Origin of the sequence: Campylobacter upsaliensis (assembly GCF_900637395.1) — a bacterium.
Taxonomy (GTDB): Bacteria; Campylobacterota; Campylobacteria; order Campylobacterales; family Campylobacteraceae; genus Campylobacter_D; species Campylobacter_D upsaliensis.
Window position 1 is genome coordinate 89,655 of sequence record NZ_LR134372.1, and the last position, 19,777, is coordinate 109,431.

22 protein-coding genes are annotated in these 19,777 nt (G+C 34.6%); 20 read left to right on the forward strand and 2 right to left on the reverse strand.

From position 1 onward, the window contains the following. Positions 1-6: 6 nt before the first annotated feature. From ccoO to EL158_RS00510, 18 genes are all read left to right on the forward strand, one after another. Positions 7-672 carry a cytochrome-c oxidase, cbb3-type subunit II gene (gene ccoO, locus EL158_RS00430; protein WP_027304362.1) on the forward strand — a complete coding sequence of 222 codons (666 nt, stop codon included), beginning with the start codon at positions 7-9 and terminating at the stop codon, positions 670-672. Positions 673-676: 4 nt separating this feature from the next. Next, complete coding sequence (locus tag EL158_RS00435; RefSeq protein ID WP_004276660.1) at positions 677-940, forward strand: cytochrome c oxidase, cbb3-type, CcoQ subunit; 264 nt, start codon at positions 677-679, stop codon at positions 938-940. Beyond that, positions 940-1,818, forward strand: coding sequence for a cytochrome-c oxidase, cbb3-type subunit III (gene ccoP, locus EL158_RS00440; RefSeq protein WP_027304363.1), 879 nt, complete (start codon positions 940-942; stop codon positions 1,816-1,818). Before EL158_RS00435 ends, ccoP begins: the two co-directional genes overlap by 1 nt. Further along, a complete protein-coding gene (locus EL158_RS00445; RefSeq protein WP_027304364.1) occupies positions 1,818-2,036 on the forward strand; it encodes a DUF4006 family protein in 219 nt (72 codons plus the stop codon). Before ccoP ends, EL158_RS00445 begins: the two co-directional genes overlap by 1 nt. After that, complete coding sequence (locus tag EL158_RS08645; protein WP_223293652.1) at positions 2,033-2,134, forward strand: hypothetical protein; 102 nt, start codon at positions 2,033-2,035, stop codon at positions 2,132-2,134. Before EL158_RS00445 ends, EL158_RS08645 begins: the two co-directional genes overlap by 4 nt. Next, positions 2,131-2,751 carry a TPM domain-containing protein gene (locus tag EL158_RS00450; RefSeq protein WP_027304365.1) on the forward strand — a complete coding sequence of 207 codons (621 nt, stop codon included), beginning with the start codon at positions 2,131-2,133 and terminating at the stop codon, positions 2,749-2,751. Before EL158_RS08645 ends, EL158_RS00450 begins: the two co-directional genes overlap by 4 nt. After that, entirely contained in the window at positions 2,744-3,304 is a 561-nt protein-coding gene (locus tag EL158_RS00455; protein WP_027304366.1) for a hypothetical protein, read from the forward strand. The genes EL158_RS00450 and EL158_RS00455 overlap by 8 nt, the downstream gene beginning before the upstream one ends. Beyond that, complete coding sequence (locus EL158_RS00460) at positions 3,301-5,685, forward strand: PD-(D/E)XK nuclease family protein (RefSeq protein ID WP_027304367.1); 2,385 nt, start codon at positions 3,301-3,303, stop codon at positions 5,683-5,685. Before EL158_RS00455 ends, EL158_RS00460 begins: the two co-directional genes overlap by 4 nt. After that, the gene (locus EL158_RS00465) at positions 5,682-8,414 is read left to right on the forward strand and encodes a RecB-like helicase (protein ID WP_027304368.1); all 2,733 of its coding nucleotides are present in this window, start codon (positions 5,682-5,684) and stop codon (positions 8,412-8,414) included. The genes EL158_RS00460 and EL158_RS00465 overlap by 4 nt, the downstream gene beginning before the upstream one ends. A gap of 61 nt (positions 8,415-8,475) precedes the next feature. After that, positions 8,476-8,889, forward strand: a complete 414-nt coding sequence (locus EL158_RS00470) for a hypothetical protein (RefSeq protein ID WP_027304369.1) — start codon at positions 8,476-8,478, stop codon at positions 8,887-8,889. Positions 8,890-8,907: 18 nt separating this feature from the next. After that, positions 8,908-9,189: a YkgJ family cysteine cluster protein gene (locus EL158_RS00475; protein ID WP_027304370.1), complete on the forward strand. Its 282-nt coding sequence runs from the start codon at positions 8,908-8,910 to the stop codon at positions 9,187-9,189. Between the two features lie 56 nt (positions 9,190-9,245). After that, the gene (locus EL158_RS00480) at positions 9,246-10,262 is read left to right on the forward strand and encodes a hypothetical protein (protein WP_027304371.1); all 1,017 of its coding nucleotides are present in this window, start codon (positions 9,246-9,248) and stop codon (positions 10,260-10,262) included. Between the two features lie 43 nt (positions 10,263-10,305). Next, positions 10,306-11,961 carry a phage tail family protein gene (locus tag EL158_RS08455; protein ID WP_027304372.1) on the forward strand — a complete coding sequence of 552 codons (1,656 nt, stop codon included), beginning with the start codon at positions 10,306-10,308 and terminating at the stop codon, positions 11,959-11,961. Positions 11,962-12,052: 91 nt separating this feature from the next. Continuing rightward, complete coding sequence (gene rplM / locus EL158_RS00490; RefSeq protein WP_027304373.1) at positions 12,053-12,478, forward strand: 50S ribosomal protein L13; 426 nt, start codon at positions 12,053-12,055, stop codon at positions 12,476-12,478. 2 nt (positions 12,479-12,480) lie between these two features. Beyond that, on the forward strand, positions 12,481-12,873 hold the full coding sequence (gene rpsI, locus EL158_RS00495; protein ID WP_027304374.1) for a 30S ribosomal protein S9: 393 nt from the start codon (positions 12,481-12,483) through the stop codon (positions 12,871-12,873). Between the two features lie 34 nt (positions 12,874-12,907). Continuing rightward, the gene (locus EL158_RS00500; RefSeq protein WP_027304375.1) at positions 12,908-13,822 is read left to right on the forward strand and encodes an outer membrane protein A; all 915 of its coding nucleotides are present in this window, start codon (positions 12,908-12,910) and stop codon (positions 13,820-13,822) included. Next, entirely contained in the window at positions 13,819-14,463 is a 645-nt protein-coding gene (locus tag EL158_RS00505) for an HAD family hydrolase (RefSeq protein WP_027304376.1), read from the forward strand. The genes EL158_RS00500 and EL158_RS00505 overlap by 4 nt, the downstream gene beginning before the upstream one ends. Before the next feature lie 65 nt (positions 14,464-14,528). Next, a complete protein-coding gene (locus tag EL158_RS00510; RefSeq protein WP_027304377.1) occupies positions 14,529-14,951 on the forward strand; it encodes a PepSY-like domain-containing protein in 423 nt (140 codons plus the stop codon). On the opposite strand, the gene EL158_RS00515 is transcribed toward EL158_RS00510, so the two are convergent. Both EL158_RS00515 and typA read right to left on the reverse strand, forming a co-directional pair. Next, positions 14,948-15,580 carry a hypothetical protein gene (locus EL158_RS00515; RefSeq protein ID WP_027304378.1) on the reverse strand — a complete coding sequence of 211 codons (633 nt, stop codon included), beginning with the start codon at positions 15,578-15,580 and terminating at the stop codon, positions 14,948-14,950. The genes EL158_RS00510 and EL158_RS00515 overlap by 4 nt on opposite strands. Then, a complete protein-coding gene (gene typA / locus EL158_RS00520) occupies positions 15,580-17,388 on the reverse strand; it encodes a translational GTPase TypA (protein WP_027304379.1) in 1,809 nt (602 codons plus the stop codon). Before typA ends, EL158_RS00515 begins: the two co-directional genes overlap by 1 nt. 130 nt (positions 17,389-17,518) lie before the next feature. On the opposite strand from typA, the gene EL158_RS00525 reads away from it, so the two are divergent. Both EL158_RS00525 and fliK read left to right on the forward strand, forming a co-directional pair. Continuing rightward, positions 17,519-17,845 carry a hypothetical protein gene (locus tag EL158_RS00525; RefSeq protein WP_027304380.1) on the forward strand — a complete coding sequence of 109 codons (327 nt, stop codon included), beginning with the start codon at positions 17,519-17,521 and terminating at the stop codon, positions 17,843-17,845. Between the two features lie 14 nt (positions 17,846-17,859). Next, complete coding sequence (fliK, locus tag EL158_RS00530) at positions 17,860-19,764, forward strand: flagellar hook-length control protein FliK (protein ID WP_027304381.1); 1,905 nt, start codon at positions 17,860-17,862, stop codon at positions 19,762-19,764. Positions 19,765-19,777 lie beyond the last annotated feature (13 nt).

The window sequence follows — 19,777 nt, forward strand, 5'->3', positions numbered from 1 at the left end:
GAAAAAATGTTTGCTTGGTTAGAAAAAAATCCTTTCTTTTTTGCTGTGGCAGTTTTTATCGTCATTGCTTATGCGGGTATTGTTGAAGTTTTACCAAATTTCGCAGATAATGCAAGACCTCTTGAGGGTAAAAAGCCTTATTCTGTGTTAGAACTTGCAGGGCGTCAAGTTTATATTAAAGATAGTTGTAATGCTTGCCATTCTCAGCTTATCCGTCCATTTAAGTCTGAAACAGACCGCTATGGTATGTATTCAGTTAGTGGCGAATTTGCTTATGATAGACCATTTTTGTGGGGTTCAAAAAGAACAGGACCTGATTTAGCACGCGTAGGAAATTATAGAACAGCAGATTGGCACGAAAATCATATGCTAGATCCTACTTCTGTGGTGCCTGGTTCTATTATGCCAGCTTATAAGCATATGTTTAGCAATAATGCCGACATTGAAACAGCCTATGCGGAGGCACTCACGGTAAAAAAAGTCTTTAATGTCCCTTACGATGTGGAAGGACAAACTAAGCTTGGCACTTGGGAAGAAGCACAAGAGGAAGTTAAGGCTCAAGCGGCTGAGATTGTGGAGCAGATGAAAAATCAAGAGGTTAAAGACGCTTTTGCTAGGGGAGAAATCAAAGAAATCGTTGCTTTGATTGCTTATTTAAATAGTCTAAAGTAAGAGTATGCAGGATTTAGAAATTTTTTTTAGCGTCATAGGACAGCTTTTAAGCTTTAATTTGTCCGGTATAGAAAAACGCGAATGGGAGATTTTTCAAGGCTATGGCTTTTTCTCCCTTGTTGTTTTTTTAGTCGTTGTTTTATATGCGTATTGGTTTCATCTTTATAGAAGCGAAAAAAGGGGTGAAAGAAATTATGAAAAATATGCCGACCTTGCTTTAAATGATGAACTTGATGACCGTATTTTAGAAAATAAAAGGAGTGCTTAATGCAATGGTTAAATTTAGAAGATAATATTAATCTTTTATCTTTGATTGGGGCGATTCTTATTATTCTAATCACGCTTGTGGTGATAGCTAGAATTTTCCAACAGATGAAAGAAAAAAAAGAAAGTGCGGAGCTTAGTGAGCATAATTGGGACGACATAGGCGAGTATAAAAACCCTATCCCTGTGGGTTGGGCTATTGTATTTTTTCTCACTATTGTTTGGGCGATTTGGTATTTTTTATGGGGCTATCCTTTAAATTCTTATTCAAGAATAGGCGAATATAATGAAGAAGTTGCCGCTCACACAGCCAAATTTGAAGAGAAATTTAAAAATCTTTCCACAGAAGACAAGGTCGCTATGGGTCAAAATTTATTCTTAGTGCAATGCTCCCAGTGCCACGGAATCACCGCTGATGGGATTAATGGCAAAGCTCAAGATTTAAACATTTGGGGTTCAGAAGAAGGGCTTATCGATGTCATCACTAAAGGTTCTAAAGGTATGGGATATCTTATGGGAGAAATGTCTCCAGCAGCTGATTTAGGCATTAGCGAAGAGGATATCCCAGCCGTAGCTGCTTATGTAGCAAAAGAAATTTCAGCCATTAAAAAAACAGCAAACGAAAATTTAGTTGCTAGAGGTAAGGAAGTATTTGCTACTTGTGTAACTTGCCACGGCGAAGATGGCACGGGCGTTATAGGAGGCGAGGTTATGGCTCCTGATTTGACAAAATATGGCTCTGCTGAATTTGTGGTTGAGATCTTAAATAGGGGCAAAAATGGTGCGATCGGCTCTATGCCTAAATTTAATAGCGATCTTTTAAGCGATATTCAAAAACAAGCTGTTGGCGAATATGTCATTTCTCTTTCAAGGGGTGAGTAATGGAAAACACTAATCGTTGCGTATTTTCACTTTCGGGTGTTACAGGTATGCTTATAGCGACAGTTTTATTATTGGCGATTTTAGTTGGGCTTACTATTTGGGGTATTAAGGCACAGCAAGATGTTATGCAAAAGCCTTATAAACTTGAAAATCCACAAGCGGTTAAAATGATAGGCTCTAAGGAACAAGATCATATAATTATAAAGGACACAAAATGAGTAAAACACTTGAGTATTTAATCCTTGTGGGCTTAATCGTTAGTGCTGTGGTAACAGCTTGGTCTGTTTTAACCCTTAATCATCTTAACATAGGATGAGAAAATTTCTTCAAGGTGGCTTTTTAGCCATCTTTTTATCTTCTTTAATGCCTCTTTCTTGTTTTGCGTTAGAGGCGGTGATTTATAATGAAAATGTTTTAAGTCAAAAAGTCAGCAATGAAATTAACCTCATCGGTAAGGAATTATATGAAAAAACGGGAATTTTTTTAGCCATTGCCACTGGAGAACAAAGCTCGTTTGAAAACTTAGCTCAAAAACAAAAAGATTTACCAGAGCCTAATGTCTTGCTAATTCTTTCTAAAAATTCACACAAAGTCGATATAATAGGCTCTAGTGAAGCTTTAAGCTTTTTTGATAAAGAAGCGGTTTTAAGCCCTTATGCTGGCACAGGCACTATACTTCCTATACTAGCCTCTAAAAAAGGCGACATTTATAACGCTGCTCTTTTAAATGGCTATGGCGATATAGCTGATAGACTTGCTAAGTATTTTAATATCAAGCTAGAAAGCTCCATAGGTAATGCCAACAAAGACACGCTAAATATACTTCGCATTTTACTTTATGGCTTTATTTGTTTTGCTCTGCTTTACTACACGCAAAGAAGATTAAAAAAACGAGACACAAAAATAAAAACAAAAAGGAGACGCTTTGGATAAAAAGAAAACTTTTTGGCCCTATGGAATTTTGCTTTCTCTTTTTGCTATTGTTTTAGCTTGTGTGGCGACTATCATTTTTGCAAGTGGGTATCCTGTTTATGAAGACGATAGCTTTTTCTTAAGCTATCAAGAAGTGGAAAACAATTATGATCAAATCGAACTAAAGCAAAAAAAATTTTTTGAAAATTTTGCCTTGATACTTGATGATAGCAAGATAAATTTCGAAGAAAAAATAATTGATGAAAAACGCTCAAAAAAAGCTTATGTTTTAAAAGATGATAATATCACTTTACTTTTAGTCAAACAGCCAGAAAGCAAAATCGAACTAAAAGATATTCATTTAAGTGCTAAACTCACAAGACCGCACACAAGCGAAAATGATATGTTTTTGCAAGAAAAAAATGTTAGCATTAAACTCTTTAATAATGGGGCTAAAGCAAAGGCTTATTTATTTAGTTTGCCTACACTTGCAAAAGGCAGGTGGCAGCTTAAAGTAAAGGCTGAAAATAAGGACATTTTAGGCTTTAAAAGTTTTGAGTTTTTCGTGCAATGAAACTTTATATTTTTAGCTCCTCAAGAAAGATTAAAGAGTATTATCAACAAAGCAAAGGCACAAATGCCCTTATCGACCAAGCCTTAAGCGTAGCCGAATTTTTAGATAAAATTTGCCTAAGTCAAGGCTTTAGAGCTAGTGCTTATGAGCAATTATTATTAATGCAAGAAGCGTGTAAGAAGAGTCAAAATTTAGAACAAAAGCTTGGAATTTCAACCGAATTTTTTGCCTTTTTGAAAAATAATGAATATCTTTTTTCCTTCTTTAGAGAACTTGCCTTAGAAAATAAAAGCATTAAGGACTTGCAAAATAGTGATTATTATGCGAGTTACAATGAGCATTTAGAAATTTTAGACTGCGTTTTTCAAAATTATCTAAATCTTTTAAAAAGAGAAAATTTATACGATGAGCTTTCTTTGCCACTCTCTTACACTCTTAACTTGGACTTTTTGGAAGATTATGAAAGTATTATTTATGATTTGGAGGGCTTTTTAAGCCGTTTTGAACTTTCTTTACTTTTGCAAATAGCAAAGCATAAGGAGCTTATTTTGCGTTTTAAAACAAGTAAATTTAATCTTGCTTATTTTAAAGAGCTGCCCTTTTTAAAAGATGTCATTTTAAAAGAAAACTATCATTATGAATTTAACATCACGCAAAATATTTTACTTAAAAAAGAATCTTTAAAGCCAAAAAATGCCTTTGTAAAAGTTCAGCAATTTGAGCTTAGGATTTTGCAAGCGGCTTTTGTTTTCGATGAAATTTCATCTTTTATTAGAGCGGGACTAAAGGCGGAGGATATTGTCGTCATTACGCCTGATGAGGGCTTTTGCGATTTCTTACGCCTTTTGGATCAAAATAATATGCTTAATTATGCAAGTGGGATTAGCATTAAAGAAAGCCTATTTTATCAAAGATTAAGAAGTCTTTATGAAAGTGCGAATTTGGACGATTTTTATTTTGATGACAATCAAAATTATTTTGACGAAGCACTAAATTTCGACCTACATAATAGCCTTTTGCACTATTTTGAGCTTGATTTTAAGGAATTTAAGGAGCATTTTACTAAAGAGTGTGAATTTTCTTATTTTGAAACCTTGATTAAACAATTTTTAGCAAATGAAAATAGCGAATTAAGCCTTTTTGTAGAAAAGGAGCTTTTTTTCATCAAAAATTTACTTACAAATCAAAAGTTAAATTTAAAGCAAATTTTAGAGCTTTTTTTCATACAAATTTCTTCCTTTAAACAAAGCTATGTCGGCGGCGGGGCTGTTACTGCTATGGGGATTTTAGAAAGTAGAGGGCTTAGTTTTGATGGGGTGATTGTGGTGGATTTTAATGAAGATCTTATCCCAAAAAGAAGTGTTAATGAACTATTTTTAAATAATGAAGTGCGGACAAAGGCAGGACTTATAAGCTATGAAAAAAGAGAAAATTTACAAAGATTTTATTATGAACAGCTTTTTAAAAATGCTAAAAAAATAAGTATTTGCTATGTAGAAAATGAAGAAAAAAGCAGGTCGCGTCTTTTAGAAGACCTTGAATTTAGGCTTGATTTGACTAAGGAATTTAGCCAAAAGGCTTATTTAAACGCCTTAAAACTAAACTATAAAGCAAATATCATCAACCTAGAGCCTCCTCAAGCACCTAAATTAAAACATAATCTTTTCGCCACGCCCCTTTCTTACTCAAGGCTAACTTTATTTTTAGAGTCTAAACGCACTTATTTTTATAAATATATCAAGCATTTAAAAGAGCCAAGAGAGCTAAAAATGGACATAAAAGAGCAAAACGATAGAAAGAGGCTTAAAAATTTAGGTATTTTTGTCCATCGTATTTTGGAGCTTTATTATAAACATTATGATTTTTTTGATGAAAAGCTTTTTGCTTCCTTGCTTGAAAAAGAGGGGCAAAAAGAGGGACTTGACGCTCTTGATTTAGAACTTTTAAAGATAAAATTTAAAGAATTTGCAAAAAAGGAACAAGAGCGTTTTAAGCAAGGTTACCATATTAAGCATTTAGAACTTAATGTGGATAAAAGCATTATTTTAGAGGGTCAAAGGATAGAGCTTGCAGGTAAAATCGACCGCATTGACTCAAATGAGCGTTTTGGGGAGCTGATATTAGACTATAAAAGTGGGAAAATCCCTGAAAAATCCTACCAACTCGCCTTTTATAAGCTTTTATATAATGAAAACGCCCACGCCTCTTTTTATGATTTAAATGATTTTGAACTTAAAGAGGGTAAAGATACAAAAAGCATTTTTGCCCTTAAAGAGGAGCTTGAAAAGCTTTTAGAAGAGGTGGATAAAGAAATCGTTTTTGAAAATGAAAAAAGCAATTTTTGTCCGTATAAATTACTTTATGAAAAAGATTTAAAATGAGTGAATTTAAGCCCTTTTTAGCCCTAGAGGCAAGTGCTGGTAGTGGAAAAACCTTTGCTTTGAGTATGCGTTTTGTTGCTTTGATTTTAAATGGAGCTAAAATTGATGAAATTTTAGCCATTACCTTTACCAAAAAAGCCACAAATGAAATGAAAAAAAGAGTGATAGAAAATTTCTTAACTTTTGACAAAAAAGAAGCCGAAACGAAAGAGCTTTGCAAACTTTTAGGTAAGGATAAAGAGGAGTTAATCCGCTTAAGAGACGCTAAAAAAGAGGAATTTTTAAGAAAAAATCTAAAAATATACACCTTTGATGCCTTATTTTCTCAAATTTTACGCTCCTTTGCTTTAAATTTAGGCTTGATGAGTGATTTTGAAAGCGTTGAAAATTCTCAAGATGTAAGAAAGGCTTTTTTAAAAAAGCTTTCTAAAGAGGAGCTTAAAAAACTGGCAACTTATATTTTAAAAATTGATGAAAAAGAGCATTTTTTTAATGAGCTTGAAAGCCTTTATCAAAACGCTTATTTTAAAAGTCTTAATATAACAAATCAGCCTGATTTATCCAAGCTTCAAAGTGCTTATGATGATTTGAGAAAATACTGCTTAAGTTTTGATAATAAAAATTTAAAAAGCAATTTTAAAAGCGAAAAATTACATCTTAAAGAATTTTTAAAAAGTTCTATTATTGACCAATTTGAGGAAAAAAAATATTTGCGAGATTTAGCCCAAGAAGATGTCAATTTTACTGCAAAAAGAGAGCGTTTTTTAGAAAGTTTAAGGCAGTATGCCCTAGAGCTAGAGGACTTTAAAATAGCGAATTTAATGGAGCTTTTAAAGATTTTTATCGAGGCAAAAAACGATTTACATAAAAATAAAAATATTTTAAGCTTTAGTGATATTAGCAGAAGAGTTTTAGACCTTATACGAAGTGATTTAAAGGATATGATTTATTTTAGGCTTGATGGGCGTATTAGTCATCTTTTAATTGACGAATTTCAAGACACTAGCGTTGTGCAGTATGAGACTTTAAAACCCATTATCGCCGAGCTTGTGAGTGGAGAGGGTGTGAAAAAAAATCGAAGCTTTTTTTATGTCGGGGACAAAAAGCAAAGCATTTACCGCTTTAGAAATAGCAAAAAAGAGCTTTTTGACCTACTTAGAGACACTTTTACGCAGATTAAAACAGAAAACCTTGATACAAATTACCGCTCTTTAGGGCATTTAATCGAATTTGTTAATACTCAATTTAAAAATAAATTTGAAAATTTTATCCCTCAAAAGATTTTAGAGCAAAATCAAAATAAAGGCTTTGTTCGCATAGTGCAAAGCGAGGAAACAGACGCTAAAAAGACCAAGCAAGAACTTCTTAAAGTTTTAAAAGAACAGCTTGATTTCCTACATCAAAAAGGTGTTTTGTATGAGAAAATTTGCATTTTATGTTGGCAAAATAATGACGCAAATGAAATTTTAGAATATTTAAAAGAGCATAAAATCCCAGCTTTTACACAAAGTAATATTTTGCTTGAAAATAAGGCTAGCGTGCGTTTGGTGTTAGAATATGCAAAATACTGCATTTTTGGCGATGTTTTTTATTTAGAAGTGATGAGGGAATTTTTAGGCTTTGAGCCTGAAAGATTGCAGCTTGATTTAGCTAAAAGTCCTGAGCAAAATGTGCTTTATCTCATTAAAAATTTAAAGCTTGACCTAGCCGATATAGCCTTGCTTCAGTTTTTAGAATATGCCAAGCAAAAGGGCAATTTTATGGAGCTTTTATTTAGCCCTTGTCCTTTAAAGATGATGGGCGAGGAAAATTATGGTATTAGCATTATGACCGTGCATAAATCTAAGGGGCTTGAATTTGACTATGTAACCGTGCTTGATAGACTTTCAAAGGGTAAAAATGACAATGAGCAAATTTTACTTGAATACGATATTCAAAAAGGCTGGGAGCTAAGGATTAAAAATGCTTTTCACAAAGCCACGCGTGATACCTCCTATCAAGATTTTTTAGCGAGGATAGAAAAAGCTCAAAAAGATGATGATATTAACAAGCTTTATGTCGCACTCACAAGGGCTAAAAATGGTCTTATTGTCATTAAGAAAAATCCATTTTGCGTTAATGGTAACAATCCAAGCTATTTTAACGGCAAGGGTTATTTAGACCTTGAGTGTTGTGAAATAGGCACTCTTAACGAGCAAACAGCTCCTAAAAACGAGGAGCAAAAAGAGCAAAACACCCTTAAAGAATTTGTCAAAATTCCTCTACAAAATGTCGAAAAAATAGAACTTAAAGAAGAATTTCATTTTGGTAATGCCTTTCACTTTTGTATGCAAAGCTTAAGGCTTCCAAAGGGAGAAAATTTAGAAAATGTCAAGCAAAAAACAAGGGATAAATTCCGCCATTTTTTAAGCGAAGATGAATTTAACGCCCTTTTTAAAAGAGTGCAAAATTTACTTGAAAATAAAGATTTTCAAGCCCTTTTACAAGGTAAAAAATTATTAAAAGAACAGCCGCTTAGTTTTAATGGTGAATTAAAAAGACTTGATTTACTTGCACTTGATGAAAAGGAAGCGTTGATTATTGATTATAAAACGGGTGAATTTAATGCTAAAAATGCCGAGCAAATCACACTTTACAAACAAGCCATTAAAGAAATTTTAAATAAGCAAAACACAAGAGCTTTTTTGGTGTATAGTCTCGATAAAAATATACAAATACAAAAAATTTAAGCAAAACAAAAAAAAAAAAAAATGCTAGACTTTACCACTTTATTTCAAAAAAGGAGCATTGATGTTTTTAGGACTGCTAAATCAAGAGGAAAAATTGGCGTTTTTAGAAATCGCACATCACTTCGCGTGGAGTAATAATAACTTTTCAGATGCACAAAAAGAGATTATTGCTGCATATTGTTTGGAAATGCAAGTGAGTGATATTTCATATAATGAAAGTGAGTTTAGTCTCAAAAATACTTTGGCAAAGTTTAAGGATAAAACACATCAAAAGATTGTTTTGCTAGAGACTATGGCGTTGGCAATGGCAGACAACATCACGACTTTAGAAGCCCTGCATAAAGGCGAAAAGGAAGTGTTAGAGACAATGATTAAGGAGTTTGGCTTGAGTAATGAATTGGCTGTGGTGTATGCAGATTGGACAAAAGCTATGCTAATTCTTACCGATCAGGGTAAAAATCTTATCAGTCTTTAGGTAGAAATTAGGCAGAAAATGGACTTTCCTTGCACAAAATGTGGTGCGTGTTGCAAAAACATTAGTGGCATTAAAGAGCTAGAATCTTACGATTTAGGCAATGGCGTATGCAAGCACTTAGACACGCAAAGCAATGAATGCAAAATCTATGCAAATCGCCCTATGATATGCAGAATAGAAGCGATGTATAAAAAGGTCTATTTGAGAAAATATAGCAAAGAGGAGTTTTACGCACTCAATATAGAATCTTGCAAAGTTTTGCAAGAAAAAGAGGGTGTGGATAGGGCATTTAGGTTGTAGATTCTATAAACTAGAATCTATCTTATATTTTATATTCTAAATTTTAAGGAGGCAATATGCCATTACCATTGATACCAGTTTTACTTGGAGGAGCAGCATTGGTAACTGCTGCATTTGGAGCTAAAAAGGGCTATGATGCGTATGAGGATACAAAGACAGCTGATTATTGGCACAATAGGGCAAAAGAAATGTATAGTGAGACAGAATCTGATCTCAATGAAGCAAGAAAAGCAACACAAGATACTTTTGAAAAATTAGGGCAATTGCAAGCAAATATTGTTGAAAATGAGCTAACAAGCTATGCAGAGCTTATAGACAAGCTTGATATAAAAAGTAATGTAGATTTTGCAAACATTGTAGGAAAAGAAACAATGGATAAACTCGTAGAGGTAAGACAATCTATCGTGTCGTTAGAGACAACGCTAGGTGCTGTTGCTGGGAGTGCTGCGGCTGGGGCTTTGGCTGGATTTGGTGCATTTGGTGGGGCTGGGTTATTAGCAACTGCCTCAACGGGGACTGCTATTAGTGCTCTAAGTGGTGTGGCTGCTACAAATGCGACTTTAGCGTGGTTTGGCGGTGGCTCTTTGGTTGCTGGTGGGCTAGGAATGGCTGGAGGGACCTTGGTGCTTGGTGGCATTGTAGCAGCTCCTGTTATCGCTGTGGCGGCTTCAGTCTTTGCAGCAAGTGCTGAAAAGAAAAAATATGATGCTTATGCGTATTGTGATAGCGTGGAAGCATTGTGTGAGGCTATGAAAGGTGAATCTTTAACACATAAGCAAATACTTGCTAAAAGTAGCGAAAAAATAAAAATCTTGGGAACAAATAGACAAGAAATGGAGGAGTTAATTGGAGAAGTAGAAAGCATTATGCGGGACAAAGGTGTAAGCATATCCATTTGGAACAAAATAGAACAAAGGGTGTTAAAAACCTTAATGCAACTAGCAGAAGCCATTGTTACAACCATCAATGCCCCTATAATGAATGATGAAGATGAATTAACAAAACGCCTAAGAGAACATCAGGAAAAATGCAAAGAACTTATGAGTGAGATTCAAAGAAAATGGGGGGAATGAGATTTTCAATGCTTTATAATCTCTTGTAGCTTAAAGGATTAATATGGCACAAAAAGCACTTTATGAAGAAGTAATTGAAGAAATTGGCACACAAACTTTGGCTCGTTTTGGGTTAAATATCTTTAGTTTAAATACCTATGCAGCATATGGGGCAAGTGTGCAGATGACGCTTGATGCAAGTAAAGCGTATAATCAGCACAAAAAGAATGATCAATATTTTGGACAAACCTTTGAAGAGCTTGATATAGGCAATCAAAATATAAAAGATTCTCTTGCTAATAATGGTAATAAAACTTACACAACAGATACGCTATATGACATTAAAAATGTGCGTGAAATGCTTGCAAGTGGCAAGAAACTAGAGAATCTAAATGAAAAAGATAGGGCAAAGGTGGAATATATTCTAACTTATTATGGCGATGAAGTGAAAAATATGGATTTTGACAAAATTGGAGATTTTGCAACAAAAAATCACAACACCACAGACACAATAACCCTTGATAAAAATGGCAATGTAGTAAAATCCGCACAACTTAAGGTTATTAAAAACACAGAGGGATTACTTAAGGATAGATATTTAGTAGGCGATAGTGCGGCAGATGAACTTAAAGTGCCTTTTGATGAATACAAAGAACATAAGGAAAATTTGGAGAAAATGATCGCAAATGGGAAACAAAATCCAAATGATGAAAAAGCAGTTGCAAAGGCAGAAAAGGCAAAAATCGCTCTAGAAAAACTTAATGCGAGTAATACTTGCAATCGTCTTATGGCTGAAAATCCACGCACAACGGCTGTGATAACTCAAAGCGTAGTAGCAAGCGGGCATATAGCCCAAGCAGGATTTAGCGATGCGATTGTGGTTACTCTATCAACACTTGCAAACGGAATCATCTGGGAAGTGAAGGATATGTTTAGCGGTAAGGTAGATTCTGAAACTTCTATTATGACTAGAATCAAGCGGTTATTGCAAAAGGTAAAAGAAGCCTTTCAAAGTAATTTTGCAAGGGGTGCTGGATTTGGTGCGATTGATGTAGTGGTTGGGATTGTGGGGCAGATTTTTAAAAGTGTTGCTGGGAGTTTAAGGCAGCTTTGGTCTAGCTTGCGAACTTCTGCAAAATCCATTTATAATGGTATATATTCTTATATAAAAGGTGAAATCAAGGATTTTAGAACGCTTACAAAAACGATTTTAAAATCTCTTTTTTCAGCAGCTTGGGTTGTTGGGGCAGTGGGTTTAGAAAAACAAATAGAAAGTGCATTGTTGGGTATAATGCCTCCACTTGCCCCTTTTATCGCCCCAGTGCTTGCCATTGTTGCAGCGGCATTTGCAGTTGTCGTTACAAGTAGAAGCATAGATATGGCAGTAGATGCTCTCTTTGGTGTGTATGCCGCAAGAGATAAAGCAAAGCTAAGGGCAGAGGAGATAGCAAATTTAGTCGCAGAAAAATTGCCTGTATTGATAGAAAATCGAGAAAAGCTAGAGCAGCTTATCGAGGAAACACACCATCAAAGATTAATGGTTATAGATTCTTCTTTTAGAGACTATCAATTAGCCTATGCAAATAACAATGATGTTGGAATCTACAATGCTTTGAATGGTATTTGTAGTCTCTATGGCGAAACATTAAGCATAAAAGATATGAACGATGTCAAACAAATTTTAGAAAAACCAAATAGAACAGGGAAATTGCAATGGTAAATATTTAAGCTTTAAAAAAGCTTAAATTAAGTTAAATTAAAGAAAATATTATTATAATTGCCTTTTTAAATTTTTGGCAAAAGGTAAGAAAATGACAAAGATAACAAAGCCAAACGAGGTCAAACGCGAATGGATCGTTTTAGACGCTGAAGGAAAGCGTTTCGGTCGTCTTTTAACAGAGGTGGCGACTATTTTAAGAGGTAAAAATAAGCCTTGTTATACACCAAATGTCGATTGTGGAGATTATGTCGTCATCATCAATGCTTCAAAAGCTGTTTTCACTGGAGCAAATAAGGCTGAAGATAAGCTTTATCATAGGCATTCTGGCTATTTTGGAAGTGTGAAAAGTGAAAAATTTGGAGATTTGCTTGAAAAAAACCCTGCAAAGCTTTATAAATTAGCCGTTAGAGGTATGCTTCCTAAAACAAATTTAGGTAGAGCTATGCTTAAAAAACTTAAAATTTACGCAGGAAGTGAGCATCCTCACACCGCACAAATCGCTAAAGAAGGAAAATAATTATGGCAAAAGCAACATACGCAACAGGTAAGAGAAAAACCGCTATCGCTAAGGTTTGGATTAAGTCAGGTAGTGGAAAAATAAGCGTTAATGGAGTGGATTTAAACACTTGGCTTGGCGGACACGAAGCGATAAAACTTAAAGTCGTGCAACCTCTACTTGTAACAAAACAAGAAGCAAGTATGGATATACGCGCAACGACTTTAGGGGGAGGCTACTCCGCACAAGCTGAAGCTTTAAGACACGGGATTTCAAGGGCTTTAGCTGCTATGGACGCTGACTTTAGAGCCTTACTTAAACCGCAAGGCTTATTAACAAGAGATAGTAGAAGCGTAGAGCGTAAGAAATACGGACGCAGAAAAGCAAGAAGAAGTCCGCAGTTCTCTAAGCGTTAATGTGGATTTTAAATTCATTTTTGAAAGGTTTGTTATGAAAAAAGTATTTTTATGTTTAGGTTTAGCAAGTGCTTTATTTGCAGCGGATAATAGTGTCAAATTTGAACTAACTCCTACCTTTAGTTTTAATAAATTTGAGGGAAATTTAGACCTTGATGATAGAGCAGCGCCTGGTGTGAGACTTGGCTATCATTTTGATGATTTTTGGCTTGACCAACTTGAGCTTGGCTTGGAGCATTATTCTAATGTAAAATATTCTAACACTGATAGAACAAATCTTACGAAAGTATTTTTAAGTGCGATTAAGGGCATCGATGTAGGTGAAAGCTTTTACTTTTATGGTTTAGCTGGTGGAGGTTATGAAAGATTTTCTAACGAGCAGTTTGACAATGAAAGTGGCGGTTTTGGGCATTATGGTGCGGGTATGAAGTATAAACTTACAGATTCTTTAGCTTTAAGACTTGAGACAAGAGACCAAATAAGCTTCCACGAAGCAAATCATAACTGGGTTACTACGCTTGGCGTAAGTTTTGGCTTTGGTGGCTCAAAAAATAGCTCGACAACTAATACTCAAAAAAACTCCCCGGAAGAAACTTCACTTGAAGGAAAAACCATTAGCTTAGAAGGGCATTTTGACTTTGACAAAACAACTATAAATCCAGCTTTTGAAAGCAAAATTCAAAATATCGCCAAGGTCCTAGAAGAAAATGAAAAATACAACACCATTTTAGAGGGACACACAGATAACATAGGCTCAAGAGCTTATAACCAAAAGCTTTCTGAACGCCGCGCACAAAGAGTCGCAAATGAGCTTATGAAATTTGGCGTAGATAAAAAACGCATTGAAGTTAAAGGCTATGGGCAAGATAAACCACGCTCAAGCAACGAAACAAAAGAAGGTAGAGCGGATAATAGAAGAGTTGAAGCAAGATTTTTCCTCGCTCAATGAAAGATAAAACTCTTCTTTTCGACCTAGATGGCACCTTGATAGACTCAACGCCTGCCATCTTAAATTCTTTTCACTTCGCCTTTGAAAAGCTGGGCTTAAAGCCTAGCTTAGATGAGGATATTAAACGCTTAATAGGACTTCCACTTGATGAAGCTTTTAAAGTGCTTTGTAAAGAAAAAGCGTATTTAGCCGAGCAATTTGTCGATTTTTATAGAGAAAAATACCGCACCATTTATTTAGACCAAACCACGCTTTTGCCTTTAGCTAAAGAGGCTTTAGAAATGGCTAGCGAATTTGCAGATTTAGCGGTTGTAACGACTAAGGGGTCGCAATTTACTAAGCCTTTGCTAGATTTTTTAGGAGTGGGACATTTCTTTAAAAGCATAGTAGGGCGTAATGATGTGCAGTTTGCAAAACCTCACCCAGAGCCTATTTTAACGGCATTAAAAAGATTAAATAAAGACAAAACTCACGCTTTTATGATAGGCGATACTCAATTTGACATTTTAGCGGCTAAGGCAGCAGGAATTTCTCATATAGCCTTAAGCTGTGGTTATGAAAGTATAGAAAGCCTACAAAAATATAGCGATTGTATCAAAAATAACGCTTATGAAGCGGTAAAGCATATAGCAAATTTATAATTTTTACTTCACATTAACTTCACAAAAAAATGTTAAAGTTCTCTTATCAATTTAAAGGAGAAACAATGAAAACAAAAATCGCTCTAGCAGCTTTACTAAGTGCAGCTGTGCTTTATGCACAAGATATGGTTATAAGTCCAGCCCAGCTTCCTAACAATGCGCAAAGCTTTTTAAACACACATTTTAAGGGTGTTAATATAGGACTTGCAAAAAAAGACCTAGATTCTTACGATGTAACTTTGACGGACGGCACGGAAATTGATTTTATCATCAATGGAGAATGGAAGGAAGTTGATGGTAAATATAAGGCAATTCCGCTTGGATTCTTACCTTCTACTCTTGTAGCTAAAGTGCAAGTGAGCCAACCAAACGCACAAATTTTCAAAGTCGAAAAGCAAATTAACGGCTATAAATTTAAATTTAATAATAATATGGAAGTTTATACAGACTTTAATGGCAATATTTTGGGGCAAAAATTTGACGATTAAGCGTTAAAAAGGGAATTTAGTTTTTCTAAATTCCCTTGCATTATTTTCAAATTTTCCTCTACATCTTTTTTAAGATTGACAAAGAAAGGATTCGCCAAACAGGCGATCAAAACACGCCCTTCTTTAGCAAAATAGCTTGAAAGCTCGAAATTTTTTCCTACTACTTTCTTATAAATTTGCTCTTCATCGCCACCATTTAACACCTGCTTTGAAATCAAACAAATTCCACAAAAAAGGCGCCCCAAATGATCCTTAAATTTCACATCATACAAGGCAAAATTTTTAAATTTAATGCCCTTTTCGCAATGAAATTCCTTTAAATCTTCGCTTAATTTAAATTGCATAAATTCCTCGCGTGAAAGCTCATTAATGGGAAAATACGCCTTATGACGCATTAAAAAAAGCTTTAAAACGCTAGTTTCAAGCTCCTTTTTGCTTTTTATAAGCTTTTTGCTTGTAAGGCGGTAAAAAAATACGCCTACAAACATAGCCCCAATCATAGCAATCACCATATCTTTGATAAAAACAAAAGCCAAAAAGCCCACCAGTAAGGCTTCAATGACGCTTAAGAATTTCAAAATCCCTAAGCGTTTTAAGATATAGAGCCTTTGACTTTCTAAATTTGCCATTAAGACTTGCTTTTTTCCATTCTTTTTCTTTGAGTTGGGTCAAGATAGCGTTTTCTCACACGCACATTAAGCGGTGTAACCTCGACAAGCTCGTCTTCTTCTATCCACTCTAAGGCTCTTTCAAGGCTGAGTTTTCTAGGAGGGACAAGCTTAATTGCATCATCACTCCCACTGGCTCTAACATTTGTTAAATTCTTACCTTTGATAGGATTAACATCAAGGTCGTTACTACGGCTATGCTCCCCTATAATCATACCCGTATAAACCTTAGTTTGCGGCTCGATGAAAAGCACGCCCCTGTCTTGAAGATTAAATAAAGAATAGCCCAAAGCCACGCCATTTTCCATAGAAATCAAAGCACCATTTGCCCTTTTCTCCACCGCTCCGCTAAAGGGACGAAATTCCAAAAAGCTATGATTCATCACGCCCTCGCCCTTAGTATCCGTTAAAAACTGGCTTCTAAAGCCTATAAGTCCCCTTGCTGGGATTTCAAACTCAAGCCTTGTTTGTCCATCTCCTGTGGGAGACATCGTTTTCATCTCTGCTTTTCTTTTGCCTAGTTTTTCAATGACTGCTCCGCTAAATTCCTCCGGCACATCGATGACTAAATGCTCGAAAGGCTCTGTTTTAACGCCGTCTTCGTTTTTGACAATTACTTCAGGGCGTCCCATACAAAACTCAAAGCCTTCTCTACGCATATTTTCTGCTAAAATTGTGATTTGTAGCTCACCCCTGCCGCTGACTTTAAATTTACCCTCGCCACTGCTTTCATATTTCATAGCGATGTTAGTTTTCATTTCTGCTTCTAGGCGTTCGGCGATTTTGTTAGAGGTTACATGTTTTCCCTCCGTGCCAGCAAGAGGTCCGTCATTAACGGCAAAAACAATGCTTAAAGTCGGCTCCTCAATGTGAAGGGGGTCTAAAGGCATAGGATTATTAGGGCATACGACACTATCTCCTACATCTAAGGTTTCAAAACCAGCGATAGCGACTATATCTCCACTGCTTGCCTCCTCAATGTCCATTTTTTCTAAGCCCATAAAGCCTATGAGCTTGGAAATTCTGCCATTAACCTTTTCTCCGTCTGCTTTGACTAACATTACAGATTGATTTTTCTTTACAACGCCATTAAAAATTCTTGCTATGCCTATTTTACCGACAAAATTATCATAGCCTAGTGTGAAAACTTGAAGTTGGAGAGGATTTTGCTTATCTCCGCTTGGAGCGGGAACTCTTTCAAGGATTGTTTTAAAAAGTGGCTCCATATTATCACTTGTATCGTTTAAATCAAGTTTTGCATAGCCATTTTTAGCCGCCGCATAAACAATGGCAAAATCAAGCTGTTCATCATTGGCATCCAAAGCGACAAAAAGGTCAAAAATTTCATTAATCACTCTTTCAGGATCAGCTGCTGGTTTATCAATTTTATTAATCACAACTATGGGTTTTAAGCCAAGCTGTAAAGCCTTTTTTACCACAAATTTAGTTTGCGGCATCACTCCCTCTTGTGCATCGACTAAAAGTAAAACACCATCGATCATCTTTAAAACCCGTTCCACCTCGCCACCAAAATCAGCGTGTCCGGGGGTATCGATGATATTAATCTTCGTGCCTTTGTAATTAATGGCTGTGTTTTTAGAAAGTATAGTAATGCCCCTTTCTTTCTCTATATCATTACTATCCATAACGCGTTCTGCGATTTGCTCTCTTTCGCTAAAAGTGCCTGATTGCTTTAAAAGCTCATCGACCATAGTCGTTTTTCCGTGATCAACATGGGCGATGACGGCGATATTTCTTATATTTTCCATTGTAACTCCCAAAGATTTAAAAGGGCTAATTATATAAAAACTTTGCTTAAAGATTGAAAATTTAACTATGACAAAGTTGGAATACTTTTTGCTTTAGTATCTGCAAGACTTAATTTTGAAAGGATACAAAATGTCAAAACCACTTAACGAAGTGCTTTTAAGCGAAATTTTTAACGCAGAGTGTGAAGCAAGGGAAAGCGAAACATTAATGCAAGTTCTTAATTTACTAGAAATTTTAAAAAGTGAAAAAAATAATAAAATGGCACGAATTTCAAGCGAATTAAGCGAACTTTTAGACAATGAGAAAAATTTCAAAAAAATTTCAAAAGCAAAGAATTTGAACGAACTTTTGGATATCTTAGTTTCTTTACAAAAAGATAAAATGATAAAAGTTTATGAAAATTCTTATTTAGAAAAAAAATTTCCAGCCCTAACAAAGGACAATTTTTTAAAATAAACTAAGGATTAAAAATGTCAAATTTAGCCCCACAAAGCGAGATTTTAAATCTCGCCCCAAGTAAAACTAGTCAAGCTTCTTTTAGCAAAACGATTAAAAATAATCCAAAAGAAGAAAAAGCTGGTGAAAATGAAAGGGAGAGCTTTTTAAATGCTTTACTTGCCTCCATTGAGGAGACAAATGAGCATTTGCCAACGCATATGAAGATAAGCGAAAGCGAAATCGTGGGTGAAGTGATGCAAAAATTACAAATCGGCAATTTTGATGAGGGGGATAAAATAAGCGTTTTTGAATCCGCCCCTCTAATGCAAATTTTATCCGTGCTTGATAAATTAAAAACGGATCTTTCTAATGTAAAATTAGCCAATCTTGCAAATAATAATACCCTTTTACAACTCATCAAAAATGAAAATAATTTTAATGCTCTTAAAAATGCAAACAGCTTAGGAGAGCTTTTAAATTTGGCTAAAGATATGGGACTTGAGGTTAGGGACATTAAGATCGATAGATTGCTTGATTTGAAAGCGACTTTTCCAAATTTAGATAAAAAAGACTTTTTTAAGGGGGCTATTGATAATGTTTTTAAAGAAGTTTTAAATCATAAATTAGCCCATATAGAAAAAAGCTTAGATAAAAATTTGCACACGCAAAATAAAACACCTGCAAAAACAAATGAGGCAAATTCCTTGCTTTCTAAAACTTTGCAAAATTTAGACTTTCTTATCAAAAAAGAGGATAAAACTCATCAGTTTGATAAAGCTAAAAAAGAAAACGATGAGGAGATAGAGCTAAAAACTCCTATAAAAACTAATAAAAATGAAATTTTAAACGAAGTTGTAGAAAAATTTTCACAAAAAACTAAAATCAATGAAAAAGAAACGCAAAGCAAAGAAACTTTTAAACTTAAAGAAGAAATAAAAGAGCCAAATTTAGAACCTAAAAAAGAGAATTTAAGCACTCAAAAGGAAAATTTGAAGATTCAAAAAGAGAGTTTAAATATTCAAAAGGAAAATTTTAAGACTCAAAAAGAAGATTTAAGCACTCAAAAGGAAAATTTAAAAACTCAAAAAGAAGATTTAAAAGAGATGACTCATTTGGGCAAAGAGCCTTTAAATAAACCTGATGAAAATGTCAATTTACAAGAAAAAACTAAATCCCCTCTCAAAGAAGCCGTTTTAAATGCTACTTTAGGTAAAGATATAGCAAAAGAGACAATAAAAGAAACGCCCAATGTTAAAGATTTCATACAAAAAGAATTTACACAAAAAGAAACTAGCAAAGAAAATCTTAAAGATGTGAAATTAAATCATCTTAGCGAGGGATTAAAAATCACAAGCGAAAATTTAACAAAAGTCGTGCAAAATAAAACGAGTGAAAATCTTTTTAGCGAGCTTTTAAATAAAGAAACAAATAAAGAATTATTCACTAAAGAAAATGGCGAAAATACCGCCAATACAGAAAAGTCTGGCATAGATGATTTAAATAATCTTGTCAAAGATTTAAGCAGGGTCAATCAAAATCAAAAAATCATCTCTCCAAAAGAGACCTTACAATACTTTTCTAAAGATTTAAAAGAGGCTATGGAGCAGTATAAAGCGCCTATTACCAAACTAAGCATTACGCTTAATCCTTCAAATTTGGGTGAAGTTGAAGTAACTTTAGTGCAAAGAGGAGCAAATCTTCACATTAATTTTAATTCCAATCATAATGCGATGAATTTATTTTTACAGCACCAAGCCGAATTTAAAAATTCTCTTGTAAATATGGGTTTTACAGGGCTTGAAATGAATTTTAGCGAGCAAGGCAAAAGAGAACAGCAGCAAGAAAAGAAAGCAAAATCACATTATTATGAAGAAAATTTTGAAGAAGAAAATAGTCCTAAAATTAATTTAGAACTTGTTTTAGCAAAATATTTCTAAAGTGGAACGATTT